The organism is Oleiagrimonas sp. MCCC 1A03011, assembly GCF_003267965.1.
Lineage (GTDB): Bacteria > Pseudomonadota > Gammaproteobacteria > Xanthomonadales > Rhodanobacteraceae > Oleiagrimonas > Oleiagrimonas citrea.
Window position 1 is genome coordinate 158,027 of record NZ_MSPY01000006.1, and the last position, 14,215, is coordinate 172,241.

The 14,215-nt window shown below is 66.7% G+C and carries 13 protein-coding genes; 6 read left to right on the forward strand and 7 right to left on the reverse strand.

Annotated elements, in window-relative coordinates; genetic code table 11:
• Positions 1-55: 55 nt before the first annotated feature.
• Positions 56-1,495 (reverse strand): DNA recombination protein RmuC, encoded by a 1,440-nt coding sequence (gene rmuC, locus BTJ49_RS12595; protein ID WP_113065754.1) that lies wholly within the window; start codon positions 1,493-1,495, stop codon positions 56-58.
• 164 nt (positions 1,496-1,659) lie between these two features.
• On the opposite strand from rmuC, the gene BTJ49_RS12600 reads away from it, so the two are divergent.
• The gene (locus BTJ49_RS12600) at positions 1,660-2,850 is read left to right on the forward strand and encodes an FAD-dependent oxidoreductase (RefSeq protein ID WP_113065755.1); all 1,191 of its coding nucleotides are present in this window, start codon (positions 1,660-1,662) and stop codon (positions 2,848-2,850) included.
• On the opposite strand, the gene BTJ49_RS12605 is transcribed toward BTJ49_RS12600, so the two are convergent.
• The 4 genes from BTJ49_RS12605 to BTJ49_RS12620 all read right to left on the reverse strand — a co-directional run bounded on the left by BTJ49_RS12605 (position 2,847) and on the right by BTJ49_RS12620 (position 7,423).
• Positions 2,847-3,827 (reverse strand): bile acid:sodium symporter family protein, encoded by a 981-nt coding sequence (locus BTJ49_RS12605; protein ID WP_113065756.1) that lies wholly within the window; start codon positions 3,825-3,827, stop codon positions 2,847-2,849. The genes BTJ49_RS12600 and BTJ49_RS12605 overlap by 4 nt on opposite strands.
• A gap of 103 nt (positions 3,828-3,930) precedes the next feature.
• Positions 3,931-4,572, reverse strand: coding sequence for a DedA family protein (locus BTJ49_RS12610; protein WP_113065757.1), 642 nt, complete (start codon positions 4,570-4,572; stop codon positions 3,931-3,933).
• Positions 4,573-4,666: 94 nt separating this feature from the next.
• A complete protein-coding gene (gene dnaG / locus BTJ49_RS12615) occupies positions 4,667-6,385 on the reverse strand; it encodes a DNA primase (protein WP_113065758.1) in 1,719 nt (572 codons plus the stop codon).
• Positions 6,386-6,436: 51 nt separating this feature from the next.
• Positions 6,437-7,423, reverse strand: coding sequence for a mitochondrial fission ELM1 family protein (locus BTJ49_RS12620; RefSeq protein ID WP_113065759.1), 987 nt, complete (start codon positions 7,421-7,423; stop codon positions 6,437-6,439).
• A 187-nt stretch (positions 7,424-7,610) separates the two neighbouring features.
• On the opposite strand from BTJ49_RS12620, the gene BTJ49_RS12625 reads away from it, so the two are divergent.
• On the forward strand, positions 7,611-8,168 hold the full coding sequence (locus BTJ49_RS12625) for a YceI family protein (protein WP_240151780.1): 558 nt from the start codon (positions 7,611-7,613) through the stop codon (positions 8,166-8,168).
• Between the two features lie 46 nt (positions 8,169-8,214).
• On the opposite strand, the gene BTJ49_RS12630 is transcribed toward BTJ49_RS12625, so the two are convergent.
• Positions 8,215-9,393 (reverse strand): Yip1 family protein, encoded by a 1,179-nt coding sequence (locus tag BTJ49_RS12630; RefSeq protein WP_168184743.1) that lies wholly within the window; start codon positions 9,391-9,393, stop codon positions 8,215-8,217.
• Between the two features lie 224 nt (positions 9,394-9,617).
• Between BTJ49_RS12630 and BTJ49_RS12635 the strand changes: the two genes are divergently transcribed.
• The 4 genes from BTJ49_RS12635 (at position 9,618) to BTJ49_RS12650 (ending at position 13,231) form a co-directional block, all read left to right on the forward strand.
• Entirely contained in the window at positions 9,618-9,827 is a 210-nt protein-coding gene (locus BTJ49_RS12635) for a zinc-finger domain-containing protein (protein ID WP_113065762.1), read from the forward strand.
• Positions 9,828-10,011: 184 nt separating this feature from the next.
• On the forward strand, positions 10,012-11,103 hold the full coding sequence (locus BTJ49_RS12640; protein WP_240601830.1) for a glycosyltransferase: 1,092 nt from the start codon (positions 10,012-10,014) through the stop codon (positions 11,101-11,103).
• Between the two features lie 78 nt (positions 11,104-11,181).
• On the forward strand, positions 11,182-12,459 hold the full coding sequence (locus BTJ49_RS12645) for an O-antigen ligase family protein (RefSeq protein ID WP_113065764.1): 1,278 nt from the start codon (positions 11,182-11,184) through the stop codon (positions 12,457-12,459).
• On the forward strand, positions 12,446-13,231 hold the full coding sequence (locus BTJ49_RS12650; protein ID WP_113065765.1) for a glycosyltransferase family 2 protein: 786 nt from the start codon (positions 12,446-12,448) through the stop codon (positions 13,229-13,231). The genes BTJ49_RS12645 and BTJ49_RS12650 overlap by 14 nt, the downstream gene beginning before the upstream one ends.
• On the opposite strand, the gene lpxL is transcribed toward BTJ49_RS12650, so the two are convergent.
• Positions 13,216-14,151, reverse strand: a complete 936-nt coding sequence (lpxL, locus tag BTJ49_RS12655) for an LpxL/LpxP family Kdo(2)-lipid IV(A) lauroyl/palmitoleoyl acyltransferase (RefSeq protein ID WP_113065766.1) — start codon at positions 14,149-14,151, stop codon at positions 13,216-13,218. The two genes, BTJ49_RS12650 and lpxL, sit on opposite strands and share 16 nt — an antisense overlap.
• Positions 14,152-14,215: the final 64 nt, after the last annotated feature.

Consider the following 14,215-nt stretch of genomic DNA (forward strand, 5'->3'; position numbering starts at 1 on the left):
CGGTCAGACGCACAGTGTACCGTGAACCGGCTGGAGTGCCCGGCATTCGGACGGCTCAGCCGTCGTCCGTATCGGGCTCGGGGGCGTCCAGCGACGCGCCGAGCAGGCGCTGAGTGTCCTCGCCCGAGAGCGATTCCACGCCGCGCAACTTGCGGGTGATGGTGGTGGTCTTGCCGGTGGCGCGCTTGAGCGTATTGCGCACGGTGTCGACTTGCTTGATGGCCGAATCGAGGATGCCGCCGAACTTGCCGAATTCGTTCTTCACTGCGCCCAGCAGTTCCCAGACCTCGCTGGATCGCTGCTCGATGGCCAGCGTGCGGAAGCCCATCTGCAGGCTGTTGAGCAGGGCGTTGAGCGTGGTCGGTCCGGCCACGGTGACGCGGTGTTCGCGCTGCAGCTGCTCGAACAGGCCGGGGCGGCGGATCACTTCCGCGTAGAGTCCCTCGGTGGGCAGGAACAGGATCGCGAAGTCGGTGGTGTGCGGCGGCGCGATGTATTTCTCGCGGATGGTCTTGGCTTCATCGCGCACGCGACGTTCCAGCGCCAGCGCAGCCGCGTTGGCGGCGTCGGCGTCGGCATTTTCCTGCGCGTCAAGCAGGCGTTCGTAGTCCTCGCGCGGGAACTTGGCGTCGATCGGCAGCCACACCGGCTTGTCGGCTTCCTGGCCGGGCATGCGGATGGCGAATTCCACGCGTTCGTTGGAGGCCGGCACGGTGGCGACGTTGGCCGCGTACTGTTCGGCCACCAGGACCTGTTCCAGCAGCATGCCCAGTTGCACTTCGCCGAACGTGCCGCGCGTCTTCACGTTGGTCAGCACGCGCTTGAGGTCGCCGACACCGGCGGCCAGGCTCTGCATCTCACCGAGACCGCGCTGAACCGCTTCGAGACGCTCGGATACGAGCTTGAACGACTGGCCCAGGCGCGTTTCCAGGGTCGACTGGAGTTTCTCGTCGACGGTCTGACGCATCTTGTCCAGTTGCTGCGCATTGTCCTGCTGCAGCGCCTTGATCTGTGCTTCCAGTGTGCCGCGCATCTCGCCCATGCGTTTCTCGTTCTGTTCGGTCAGCGCGTTCAGGCGCTGCTGCAGCAGTTCGCCGAAGCGCTGCTGGCCGGTCTGGGCTTCCTCGCGTGCCTTGCGGGCGTCCTCGATGAGTCCGTTGCGCAGGGTTTCCAGGCCGCGGTCGGTGCGCTCGGTCAGCTGCTGCAGGCGGGTGCCGAAGCCGTCGATGCGCTCGCGCTGCTGCGCGCCCGCGCTGTTTAGCTGCTGCTGCACATGGCCGCGAAACTGCTCGAAGGCCTGTGCCAGCTCGCCGCGTCCGCCGCGCTGTTCCTCGCGCAGCACGCGTTCCAGCCGCTCGCCGTCGCCCTTGAGAGCGTCCAGGCGGTTCAGCAGCGCCTGCGGAGCGCGCTGGCGCCACAGGATCACGAGCAGAAGCAGTACGGCGAGGCCGAGTGCGGCGGCGATGACGATCAGCAGGGTTTCTTGAGCGGGCATGAGGACTCCGGGGCGTTGCCCGTCAGTGTACGACGCCGTGTCGCAGATGCTGAGCCAAGGGTGAGCCCGGATCGGCCAGCCACGTCGGGTTCATCCCCGCGATATACGTACATGCCACCATAAAGCATAGATGAATCAATCTCTTTTCGAGCAGTGGAGGCGACATGGAACACCGCTACGAGTACCTCATCATCGGCGGCGGCATGACCGCGGACGCCGCGGTCGGCGCGATCCGCGAGCGTGACGCCGAGGGGCGCATCGGCCTGATCGGCGCCGAACGCGAGCCGCCGTACGAGCGCCCGCCGCTGAGCAAAGCGCTGTGGAAGGGCGACCAGGACGTGGCATCTGTCGATCTGGACACGCGCCGGCACACGCTGGATATGCATCTGGGCCGTCGCGCGGTCGCACTGGACCGCGCCGAACGGGTCGTGCGCGACGACCAGGGCGACACCTACCGCTACGAGAAGCTGCTGCTGGCGACCGGCGCGCGTGCCCGCACGTTGCCGTTTTCCGGCGAGCGAGTGGTGAATTTCCGCATCCAGGACGACTATCTGCGTCTGCGTCGTTTTGCGGTGGAGGGCGCGCACGTCGCCGTGGTAGGCGGTGGCTTCATCGGCGCCGAACTGGCGGCCTCGCTGACCGATGCCGGCTGCAAGGTCAGCATGATCTTTCCGGGCGACGCGATCGGCGCCGGACGCTTTTCCGACGGCCTGGGCGATTTTCTCAACGAGTACTACCGCGAGCGCGGCGTGGACCTGCGTCCCGGACGGACCGTCGAGGATGGTCGGGCCGACGATGAGGGCGTCACCCTGAAGCTGTCGGACGGCAGCGAGCTGAAAGTCGATGCCGTGGCGGCGGGGCTGGGCGTGGAGCCGGAGACCGAGTTAGCCGAGCAGTCCGGTTTGAAGGTCGAGAACGGCATCATCGTCGACGCGCGCCTGCGCACGGCGGATCCGGCCATCTGGGCCGCCGGTGATGTGGCGAATTTCCCATCGTTGGCGCTGGGTCATCGTCGCCGCGTCGAACACGAGAATGCCGCCATCAGCATGGGCCACCACGCCGGGTGTGGCATGGCCGGCGAGGATCGCGCCTACACCACGCAGCCGTTTTTCTATTCCGACCTGTTCGATCTCGGCTACGAGGCCGTGGGCGATCTCGACGCGCGGCACCTGGAAGTGGTCGAGCACTGGGCCGAGCCCTACAAACGCGGCGTGACCTACTACATGGACGGCGGCCGCGTGTGCGGCGTGCTGCTGTGGAACGTCTGGGGTCAGACCGATGCGGCGGCCGAGCTGATTGCCGCGCCGGGGCCGTACGATGGCGACAATCTGCGGCATCGCATTCCGATGAGTTAGCGAACGCGGGCGCGTGCCGCCAGCCGTTGCGCGATGACTGCGCAGACCATCAGCTGCGTGACGTGGAACATCATCAGCGGCAGCACCAGCGCGCCGAAACTCGCGGCCTGGCCGGCGAACAGCACGCGCGCCATCGGCATGCCGCTGGCCAGGCTTTTCTTCGAGCCGCAGAAGAAGATCGCGATGCGATCCTCGCGGGAAAAGCCCAGGCGGCCGCTGGCGAAGACGTTGATGAGCATGACCGCCGTGAGCAGGCCCGCGTCGATGGCGAACGTCGCGATCAGTGCGCTGGTCGGTGTTTCGTGCCACAAACCGCCGACCACGGCCGCGCTGAAGGAGGTGTAGACCACCAGCAGGATGGTGCCGTGGTCGCTGAGCTTGAGCATGCGCGCGTGACGGTCCATGAACACGCCGGTCCAGGGTCGCGAGAGGTGGCCGAGCACGAACGGCAGCATCAGCAGCAGAAGAATGTCGACCACGGCCTTCCCCGACACGCCACCATGCTGTGCCAGCAGAAGTCCGACCAGCAGTGGAGTCAGAAACACGCCGATCAGACTCGACGTCGAGGCGCTGACCACGGCAGCCGGCACGTTGCCGCCCGCCATCGATGTGAAGGCGATCGACGACTGCACCGTCGAGGGCAGGGTGCACAGAAACAGCACGCCGGCGTACAGCCCCGGTGTCAGCAGCCATTCGCCGAGCGGCCGGGTCAGCAGTCCCAGTACCGGAAACAGCACGAAGGTACAGGCGAACACCGTCAGATGCAGTTTCCAGTGCGTAGCGCCGGCCAGTACGGATTGCCGCGACAGCTTGGCACCATGCAGAAAGAACAGTGCCGCGATGGCCGCGTCCGTGAGCACATCCATGAAGTGTGCGAATCCGCCGCGACAAGGCAGCAGCGACGCCAGCACGATGGTGGCGATCAGCGCGAGGGAGAAGTTGTCCGGGCGGAGGCGGCGGAGCAGGGGGCGGGACATGCGTGTTCCCGGGCGGTCCGCGATCCACACGGATGGCGGTGCGAAGCGAAGGCGATGGCGATGTCTGAAGTCTACCCGCAGGTACCCGATGCGCGGGTGGAACTCAGGCCGATTCGTCCTCGACGTTTCCGGGAGCGGCATGACGCCGTTTGCGTCGTCGCCAGACGTAGATGGCGATGCCGACGACCAGCGCGCCGAGCACGATCCACAGGCCGGTCTGGCCACGGTGTATCCAGGTCAGCAGCCATTCGTGGTTGTTGGCGCCGAAATAGCCCAGGTAGACCCACACCGGCACGCTGATGAGTGCGGCCAGTCCGTCCAGCAGCAGGAAGCGGGTGAACGAGACGCGATGGGTAAGGCCGGCGCTGACGAACACCGCTGTGCGCATGCCGGGCAGGAAGCGGGCCGTGAACAGCAGCCGATTGCCGTAGCGTTCGAACTGCTTCTGTACCGCGTTGTAGCGCTTGGGCGTGAGCACCCATTTCAGCGGACGCTTGTGCAGCAGGCGCACACCGTAGTGGTGACCGGCCAGGAACATGCCTGCGTCGCCCACCAGCACACCGAGCATGGTCACGGCGAACATCACGTGTACGTTGGCGTAGCCCAGGCCGGCGATGACGCCGCCGGCGACCAGGGTCACGTCCTCGGGGATCGGCGCGCCCATGCCGCATACCAGCAAGGCCATGAACACGGCCAGATAGCCGTTCTCGGCAAAGAAGGTGATGAGGCGGGTGAGCAGGTCCATTCGTGACGTCAGGGGCCGTCCGGTGCGTGAAACGACGATCTTCCCATGGATCGCGGTGCGATCACAGAGCGAAGACTGCGGTCGCGCGTCACGGTCAGGAGGCCTTCTTCGACTTGGCAGCGAGCAGGGCGCGCAATTCGCTCTTGCCGTCCGCGTCGATGCGGCCCTGGGCAAAGGCCGCCTGCAGGAATTCGATGCGTTGCAGGTCAGCCTGCCGCTCCATCTGCGTCAGCGCGTCGAGGAATTCATTGCGCTGCATGTCGGCGTCGCCGACGACATCTGCCATGGCCAGTTTCTGCAGGGCCGCGGCCTCCTCGCGCTCGGCGAAGTGCTCGAGCAGCACGCCGGTGCGGATGCCGGGGCGGGTGCGGATCAGTTCGATCAGTTCGATCAGCAGTGGTACGCCTGGTCTGTCCAGGCGCGAAAAGCCGTACGGGGGTTCCAGTTCCTCGGCCAGGCTTGGGCGCGCCAGCAGCAGGGCGATGGCGCTGCGCACCAGGGTCCGGCGCACGCTGCGCGACTGCATCGGGCGCTCGGCGCGCGGTGGCGCGTCGGGTTCGAAGCGTGTCTGCGCGCCGGTGCGTGCGGTCAGTTCCTGCCCCATCAGATCGCGGAACGCGCCGTCGGGCAGACGCGCGATCAGGGGGCGGGCGCGTTCGGCCAGGCGAGCCCGCCCGTCGATGGAGCGCAGGTCGATGTCCTCGCCGAGGTGATCGAAGAAGTATTCCGACAGCGGGGTGGCGTCGGCTAGACGGCGCTCGAAGCCGTCCTTGCCCTCGGCGCGGATCAGCGAATCCGGGTCCTCGCCTTCGGGCAGGAACAGGAAGAACGCCTGGCGTCCATCGCGCAGGCGTGGCAGCGCGGCTTCCAGCGCCTTCCAGGCGGCGGCGCGGCCGGCGCGGTCGCCGTCGAAGCAGAACACCACGTCGGGCGCGCTGCGGAACAGGCGCTCGGTGTGCTCGGGCGTGGTCGCGGTGCCCAGCGTGGCCACGGCGATGGGCAGGCCGGCTTGATGCAGGGCGATGGCGTCCATGTAGCCCTCGACCACCAGCAACCGCGTCAGCGAGGCGTTGGCCTGCTTGCATTGCCACAGGCCGAACAGCTCGCGGCCCTTGTGGAACAGCGGTGTCTCGGGCGAGTTGAGGTATTTCGGGCCGTCGCCGTCGAGAATGCGCCCGCCGAAGGCGATGACGCGGCCGCGGCGGTCCATGATCGGGAACATCAGGCGCGCGCGGAAGCGGTCGTACTTGCCGCGATCGCCGGTCGAGATCATGCCGGCCTGCTCCAGCCACTGCTTGCGCTCGGGCGTGGTGCCGAGTCGGTTCAGCAGGCTGCTGCCGCCCGGCGCCCAGCCGATGCGGAAGCGGGCGATGGTGTCGGCGTCGAGACCGCGCTGATCGCAATAGGCCCGGGCCGGTGCATTTTCACGCAGGGCCTTCTCGTAGAAGGTCGCGGCCTGGTCGAGCAGTTCGTACCAGCCGCTGCGGTCCTCGCGCGGACGGTTGTCGCCGCCCTCGCGCGGCACTTCCAGTCCCACCGACTGCGCCAGTTCCTCGACCGCGTCGGGGAACTCCAGGCGCTCGTACTCCATCAGGAACTTGATCGCGCTGCCGTGCGCGCCGCAACCGAAGCAATGATAGAACTGCTTCTGCGGGCTGACGTAGAAGGACGGCGTGCGTTCGTCGTGGAATGGGCAGCAGGCGGTCCATTCGCGGCCGGCCTTCTTCAACGGCACGCGCCGCTCCACCACTTCGACGATGTCGATGCGGGTAAGCAGGTCGTCGATGAAGCTTTCGGGAATCAGGCCACGCATGGGACCGCTAGGATGCCACGCCGCGGCGTGGCATGCGCGTACTTTTGATGCTCAGAGCCCGAGTCTTCGGCGCAGTTCGGCGGCGATGGCGGCGGTTTCGCGGAGCGGGGCTGTCGTGGTCGGGGCCTCGTCTTCGAGATCGTGCAGCAAGCCGCGCTGGCGCAACGCGGCATGGAAGCGCGCCAGCTTCGGCGGCAGCGTCTCCGGAACCAGGGTGTGCACGGGCGCGCCGGTGGCGGCGGCCTCGGAGAGCATGTTGACGGAGTCGGGCGTCACGATCAGGCGGTCGGCCCAGCCGAGCACGCCGGGGTAGGGGTTGGGGCCGTCCGCGACGTTGCGCCACTGCAGACCCGGAACGCCCTCCAGTGCGTCGCGCACGCGTTCGAACAGCGCGTCCGGCGTGCGACGCGAGGCCAGCAGCAGCACGCTGCCGCCGTCTCGCTGCCGGCGCGCGCGGAGATGGGCGACCAGGCGGTTGGTCCAGGCCTCGTCGAGCGGTGCGCCGCGCCGCGGTCCGCCCAGCAGGACGCCAAGACGCGGGCCGGGCAGCTCGCCGAGGTGGGCGAAGGCTTCGCGGCCACTCGCCAGCCAGGCATCGTCGATGGGATTCAGCGAACCCAGCGGGTTGAGCACGTTGGGGCCGGTCAGCCCATCGTGCTGCGGTGCGATCACGGCATCCCAGTGCTTCGGGTCGATGCGCGGATCGAGAATCTGCACGCAGCGGGTGGTGCCGCCGGAGAGGTCGGGCAGCAGGCGGGTCAGCAAGGCCGCGGCGCGTCCGCAGCCGATGGCCAGGTCCGGCCAGGGCGGCGCCAGGTGGTGCCGGTGTCCGGCGTCCACAGCGAGACGGCCGCCGGGCAGCCTGCGTGGCGCCAGCCATGACCAGGGTGGCCGCAGCGGCAGCACGAGATTGCGCGCCGGCAGTTCCAGCGCCTGCGCCAGGGCCAGTGCCTGCCGCTCGTTGCCGGCCGCGCCATCGGTGAGCACCCAGCAACGTTGTGCGGTGCCGGAAACGGGTTTTGTGTCGTTTTCGAGCACAGTCTGTTCTCGGTGGCGGGGGTGGAAGGGTCGCACGGGACCCCTACACTGGGAAACGCCGATGTCGAATCATGGCTGTTGCGGATCGACTGCGCGGCCTCGACCCGTCCTCACCTTCATGGAGTCTGATGCTATGCGTACTTTCTTCGCCACCCTGCTGATCGGTCTGCTATCCGCCGCGCCGGTCATGGCCAAGCCGGTCACCTACAAACTCGATCCCAACCACACCCAGATCCGTGTGGTCTGGAATCACTTCGGGTTCTCCAACCCGGACGCCAACTTCACCCACATCACCGGCACGCTGGTGTATGACGCCGCCGATCCGGCGAAGTCGTCGGTGAAGGTCGATATTCCGCTGTCCGGGCTGGACACGCACGTCACCAAGCTGGACGAGCACCTGAAGGGCGCCGATTTTTTCAACGTCGCGAAATTCCCGACCGCGCACTTCGTCAGCACCAAGGTGACGCCCGCGGGCAAGGACAAGCTGACGGTCGACGGTAACCTCAGTGTGCACGGCGTGACCAAGCCGGTGACGCTGCATGTGACCGTCAACAAGGTCGGCATCCAGCCGATGCTGAAGGCGCCGGCGGCCGGCTTCGACGCCACCACCACGCTCAAGCGCAGCGACTTCGGCGTGGGTGCCTACGCGCCGATGGTCAGCGACGAGGTGAAGGTGCATATCACTGTCGAGGCGCTGGGCGCGGAAGCCTACGCCAAGATGCAGAAGATGATGAAGGGCGAGTGATTGCCACGGCGCCCGCCGTCGTGAGCCGGCGGCGGGCGCTATCGTTTCACTTCCCGCCGACGCCCGCGTCGCGCAGCTTTTCCAGCGCATCCAGGTTCACCGCGTCGACGGCATCCTTGAGTACCTCGAAATCCTTTGCATGGCCCTGTGCGCGCACCGCATAGCGGCCGCCGACCAGTACGGCGTATTCGCCGCTTCGGGTCTTGTCGTTCCAGCGTTCGTGCACGATGCGGTCGCCGTCGTGGCGGACTTTCTCGAAGCCGTCGTCGGTGACGGTTTCCATGTCTTGCGTGATCATGCCGCTGAGCGCGAGCAGTGAGCGCGCGCCGCCGGTGTCGGTGATGGTCAGATCGACGCGCTGGCCGTTCTCGCCGAGGTAGGTGGCGCGGGCCTGGCTGATCTGCATGTTCATCACGTCCTGGCGGCTGGCGCGGGCGTTGTTGCGCGTCAGGTCGTCCAGACCGCCGGGCAGCAGGGCGCGCATGCGGTCGGGGGCCATCGATTGGATGTGCTCGGCGGCCGTCTTGTCGCTGTTGTCCGCGTCGTCCGCTCGCTTGTTCCGGTCTTCGAGCTGCGCCATCGCGCTGGCGACATCCGCCTGCGCGGCGCGGTCCGCGTGGTGGTGAAGGCGATGCATCAGGATGCCGGCTCCGGTCACGGCGCCGAGGATCGCGGCGAGCACCCAGCCGAGGAGGATCGCGATCAAGACGCTCAGTGCGGTGTAGCCGAGACGCTTCTCGGCCGGGCACTGCATGGTGTGCGGCAGACCCAGGTAGAACAGGTAGATGGCGTACAGGCCGCCGGCGAACATGACGAGCCAGCCGATCCAGGGAATGACCACGGCCATGCCGGCGACCCACGATGCGGTCCAGGCATAGGCCGTGAGTTTCAGCGCCTGGATAGGGTCCTTGCGGCCTTCGAAGGTCGGCGCCAGCGCATTGACCACGGCGGCGACCACGTACACGAGCACAAGGCTGAGGACATAGCCCAGCATCAGTCGCCAAATCCCGTGGCCGAAGGAATCGCGCACGTGCATGCCGAATGCGTAATAGCCAATCAGGCTGGACTTGATGAACGCGAAGACCACCGGCACGGCGGCCAGAATCAGGATGTAGCGCTTGTACAGCGAGGCGACGGATTCGGCTTCGCCTGCGATGACGGGCCATTCCCGGTTCGGCTGCAGCAAAATGCCCTTGATCCGGGTCAGTAGTCTGTCGAAATCCATGGCGTTCTCCCTGATGATGTGTCGATGGCCGTGACGGCGCATGCGAGGCGCGTTCCACCCCTGTCGCGCTCCGTAGCATTCTAGGACATCGTGCACGGATGCCGATTCGGCCGTAGGCACTAGGCGCATGTGTTTCTATCGCCCAGGCTCCTGGCCGGATCGTGCCGACGCGACCCCGGCTGCGGTACCATGTCGGTCTGACTTTCGACCCTGGAGCCTGACCCATGCAGCGCCAAGATCCGGCCGCGGAAAAACTGGTGCCGGCCAATGCCGAACATCGTTACAAAGTGACGCACAGCGACCTTCCGCTGTCGTGTCCGATGCCGGGCATGTACCTGTGGAACTCGCACCCGCGGGTGTATCTGCCCATCGAGGACGAGGGCGGAACTGCCGTATGTCCCTATTGCGCCGCGCAATATGTGCTGACGGACTGAAATCTGCGTTCCGGATCACATATTTGACTCCTGATTCGGCATGTTCTTTGCTTGACATTCCAGGGATGCTTGGGACATAGGCAGTGACGCCATGTACAACACCGGGCCGCAGAGTCCCTTCAACATGCCAAACCGGGTACCTACCGTTGCCCGGTCGTCGTCGCCGATGACCGTGGTTCAATTGATGCCTGCCATGCATTCGGGCGGGGCGGAACGGTCGACCCTGGAAATCGCCAACGCGCTGGTTGCCGCCGGGCATCGTTCGGTGGTGATCTCGGCGGGCGGACGGCTGGTGCACAAGCTGGAGGAAGGCGGCAGCCGGCACATCACCCTGGATATCGGCCGCAAGTCGCTGGGCGTGTTTGGCAAGGTGCGCGCGCTGCGCCGTCTGCTGCGCGAGATCAAGCCCGACATCGTGCACGCGCGCTCGCGCATGCCAGCGTGGCTGGGCTACCTGGCCCTTCGCGGCATGAAACCGCGACCACACTTCGTCACTACCGTGCACGGGCTCAACTCGCCGGGGTTCTACAGCCGCATCATGCTGCGTGGCGACCGCGTGATCGCGGTGTCGCAGAGCGTGCGCGATTACGTCATCAAGCACTATCCGGATTTCGACCGTTCGCGCCTGGACGTGATTCCGCGCGGCGTCGACAGTGCGGCCTTTCCGTATGGCTATCGGCCCGAGGACGAATGGCGCGAGCGCTTCTTCAGCGAATATCCGCAGTTGGATGCGTTTCCGCTGCTGACGCTGCCGGGTCGCGGCACGCGTCTCAAGGGACACGACGACGCCATCGAACTGCTGGCCGGGCTGCACAGTCGCGGCATCGAGGCACGACTGCTGCTGCTGGGCGTGATCGAGCCTGGGCGCGAAGCCTACGTCGCCGAGTTGCGGCAACGCATTTCAGCGCGCGGCATGGACGACAAGGTGGTGATGACGCCGCCGCGCGATGATGTGCGCGACATCTTTGCGGTGTCATCGCTCATCCTGCAGCTGTCCAACAAGCCCGAATCGTTCGGTCGCACCGTGATCGAAGCGCTCTCGCTGTGCCGTCCCGTGCTGGGCTATGCCCACGGCGGTGTCGGCGAATTGCTCGCCGAGCTGTATCCCGCCGGCCGCGTGCCGCTGGGCGACAAGGAGCGGCTGGTCGAGCGCGCCGCCGAGTTGCTGCGTCTGGCGCCGTCGATTGCGCCGCTGGATCGTTATCGTCTGCAGGACATGCAGATGGATGTGCTGCGCCTGTACGACGAACTGCTCACACATACAGACACGGATTGAGCGCCGTTTCGCCGTGACGCATGGCTGTCGGGCTTCCGGCTGGCCTACAATCGGCCTTTGTCTCGCGGATGGCCGTGCATGTCCGAAGCCTCGTCCCTGAAAGCCGCACTGCGTTCGTCACTGTTGCCATTCTGGCTGGTGCTGGCGCTATTGCCGCTCGGCCGCGCCAGCGAGTTGGGCACGCTGCTGTGCCTGTTCGGCTGCGTGATGCTGTTCGCGCGCGAGCCGCATGCGTTGTCCAATCATGCCGGCGCGCGACTGCTGCTGATGCTGTTCGCGGCGTACCTGCTGGCTGCGCTGCTGTCGGCACTCGACAGCGTGGCGCCGGGACGCAGCTGGCTGACGGTGGCCGGCATTCTTCGCTATGCCCCGCTGGGCATCTACGCCTGTTTCGCCATCCGTCGCTGGCCGCGCCTGCGGGCGATGTACGTCGCCAGCGCCATCGTCGTGGCGTGCTGGGCGCTGGACGCCTGGGTGCAGATGTTCACCGGCTGGAGTCTGGGCGGGCAGGCTGCGCCACATCGGATATCGGGCATCTTCGGCGCCGACAATCTCAAGCTGGGGCCGGTGCTGGCCAGCCTGTCGCCCTTCGTGGTGTGGGCAGCGCGCGAGCGCTGGGGCTTGCGCGGGATGGTTGCCGCGCTGCTTCTGCTACTGGGGCCGATTCTGCTGTCCGGTTCGCGCGCGGCGTGGCTGACGTTCGCATTGGTGGTGCTGGCCTATGCCGCGTTCGAGGCACGCACACTGAAGCGTTTTGCATTGTTCTGCGCGGGCGGGTTGGTTGCACTGGCGCTGGCGGTCGGTGTGGCCTGGCAGTTTTCGCCGCGCTTCGAGGCGCGTGTCACGCGCAGCATGCAGGTGTTCAGCGACAGCGAGTCGGGCGTGAATGCGGCATTGAGCGGACGCCTGGATATCTGGGGCGTGGCCGCGCGCATGTATGCGGGGCATCCGATCAACGGCGTCGGCGTGCGCGGCTTCCGCTATGCCTATCCGCAGTACGCGCCGAAGAACGATCATTTCGTGGTCAGCGACGAGGCCTGCGGCGCGCATGAGGGCGCCTGTCATGCGCATCAACTGCTGCTGGAGGTTGCCAGTGAGACGGGCACGCTCGGGTTGCTGATCTGGCTGGCGGCCGCCGCGGTGGCCGTCCGCGCCTGGCGTCGTGTCGGGTCGGCGGCGCGGCGACGCGCGTTTCCAGCGACGCTGGCGCTGGGCGTGACGCTGTTTCCGCTGAACACGCACCTGGCGTTCTACTCGGCCTGGTGGGGATTGCTGTTCTGGTGGCTGCTGGCGCTGTGGTGCGCGGCGCTGTTCGTGGTCGAGGAATCGCCGGGAGTCGTGCATGGCCGGTCGTGAACCGCTGTCGGTGGTGGTTATCACTTACAATAACGCCGACACACTGGATCGTTGTTTGCGTGAGGTCGACTGGGTCGAGGACCTGGTGGTACTCGATTCCGGTTCGGACGACGACACGGTGGCCATCGCCCGCCAGCACGGAGCGCGGGTGGAGACGCATCCGTTCGACGACTACGGCCCGCAGAAGCAGCGCGCCATCGACATGGCGCGGCACGACTGGGTGCTGAATCTGGATGCCGACGAAATCCTGTCGCCGGGCACGCGCGAGGTGATCGAGCGGGCGCTGGTTGCACCGGATGTCGCCGGTTACCGCCTGCCGCGCCGCGAACGCATGTTCTGGGGCGTGCAGCACCGCCACAGTCATCGCAATGGGCATCTGCGACTGTTCGATCGCCGCCGCGGCGGCATGAACGATGTCGAGGTGCACGCCGCCGTCGAAGTCGATGGCCCGGTGCGCACGCTGCGCGAGGCGGATTTCGTCAACGACGGCGATGCCGACATTGCGACGCGTGTGGACAAGATCAACCGCTATTCCAGCGGCATGGTCGCGCACAAGTTGCGCCGGCGGCAGCGCTTCACAGGCGTGCGCATGGTGCTGTATCCGCCGGTGTTCTTTCTGCGGCAGTACCTGTTCAAACGCTACTTCCTCAGCGGCTGGGCCGGCTTCGTCGCCAGCGTGACCGGCGCGTTCTATGTGTTCCTGAAATACGCGAAGCTGTACGAGGCGCGGCGGAACGCGCGTGCGCACGACGACGGTCAGCGGCGCGAGTAGACAGGCGGTTCGCCGGGCGGGCGCGTCTTGAAGCGCTTGTGTACCCACAGATACTGCTCGGGCGCCTCGCGCACCATCTGCTCGATGGCGGCGTTGACGCGCGCGGTATCGGCGACGACGTCCCTGCTCGGGAACGCTTCCAGCGGAGCGCCGATGCGGATGGCGTATCCCCGGCCGTGGTCGAGGCGGCGGTGGAAGAACGGCATCACGCTGGCGCCGGACAGGCGCGCCAGATGGTGGGTGGCAGTGATGGTGGCCGCCGGCACGCCGAAGAACGGCACGAACACGCTGTCCTTGCTGCGCATGTCCTGGTCCGGCGCGTACCACAGCGTGCCGCCGTTGCGCAGATAGCGCACGGTGCCGCGTAGATCGTCCTTGTCGAACATGGCCTCGGCGTAATCCAGCCGCGCGCGCAGCACGGCCCATTCGAACACGTCCGAATCCATGCGCCGGTACATGCCGGCGATGCGGATCTGGTCCGAAACCAGACGCGCGCACAACTCCAGGTGCGAGAAATGGCCGCCGACCAGCAGCACGCCGCGCGATTGCGCCTTGGCGGCTTCGAGGTGCTCAAGGCCCTCAATGGTCACGGGAATGCGCGACACAGCGGCGTCGCTGCCCATCCAGCCGACCGCGAACTCGGCCAACATCATGCCCAGGTCACGCATGTGCGCATCGACCAGTGCCTTATGTGCGGCGGCATCGCGCTCGGGAAAGCACAGCGCGATGTTGCGCTCGGCGATCGGGCGACGGGCGTTCGGTATGCGGTTGATCAGCGCACCGAGCAGGCGCCCCATGCCCAGCAGCCAGCGGTATGGCAGGCGCGCCAGCAGCCAGGTGCAGCCGAGCCCGATCCACGCCGGCCATTGGGTCGGGCGGAGCAGGGCGGAACGGAAAGATGGACGCGTGGCACCGGGCATGGAGGACCGATTGTAGTCAATGCGCGCCTGCTTGCGGGGATGGCGATGCGCGCAATGGCTATAC

Excerpts from the sequence above, each read along its gene's own strand:
- BTJ49_RS12640 (WP_240601830.1), top strand. The coding sequence starts at position 10,012 with ATGCCTGCCATGCATTCGGGCGGGGCGGAACGGTCGACCCTGGAAATC.
- rmuC (WP_113065754.1), bottom strand. The coding sequence starts at position 1,495 with ATGCCCGCTCAAGAAACCCTGCTGATCGTCATCGCCGCCGCACTCGGC.
- lpxL (WP_113065766.1), bottom strand. The coding sequence starts at position 14,151 with ATGCCCGGTGCCACGCGTCCATCTTTCCGTTCCGCCCTGCTCCGCCCG.
- dnaG (WP_113065758.1), bottom strand. The coding sequence starts at position 6,385 with ATGCGTGGCCTGATTCCCGAAAGCTTCATCGACGACCTGCTTACCCGC.
- BTJ49_RS12605 (WP_113065756.1), bottom strand. The coding sequence starts at position 3,827 with ATGTCCCGCCCCCTGCTCCGCCGCCTCCGCCCGGACAACTTCTCCCTC.
- BTJ49_RS12610 (WP_113065757.1), bottom strand. The coding sequence starts at position 4,572 with ATGGACCTGCTCACCCGCCTCATCACCTTCTTTGCCGAGAACGGCTAT.
- BTJ49_RS12600 (WP_113065755.1), top strand. The coding sequence starts at position 1,660 with ATGGAACACCGCTACGAGTACCTCATCATCGGCGGCGGCATGACCGCG.
- BTJ49_RS12645 (WP_113065764.1), top strand. The coding sequence starts at position 11,182 with ATGTCCGAAGCCTCGTCCCTGAAAGCCGCACTGCGTTCGTCACTGTTG.
- BTJ49_RS12650 (WP_113065765.1), top strand. The coding sequence starts at position 12,446 with ATGGCCGGTCGTGAACCGCTGTCGGTGGTGGTTATCACTTACAATAAC.
- BTJ49_RS12630 (WP_168184743.1), bottom strand. The coding sequence starts at position 9,393 with ATGGATTTCGACAGACTACTGACCCGGATCAAGGGCATTTTGCTGCAG.
- BTJ49_RS12625 (WP_240151780.1), top strand. The coding sequence starts at position 7,611 with ATGGCCAAGCCGGTCACCTACAAACTCGATCCCAACCACACCCAGATC.
- BTJ49_RS12635 (WP_113065762.1), top strand. The coding sequence starts at position 9,618 with ATGCAGCGCCAAGATCCGGCCGCGGAAAAACTGGTGCCGGCCAATGCC.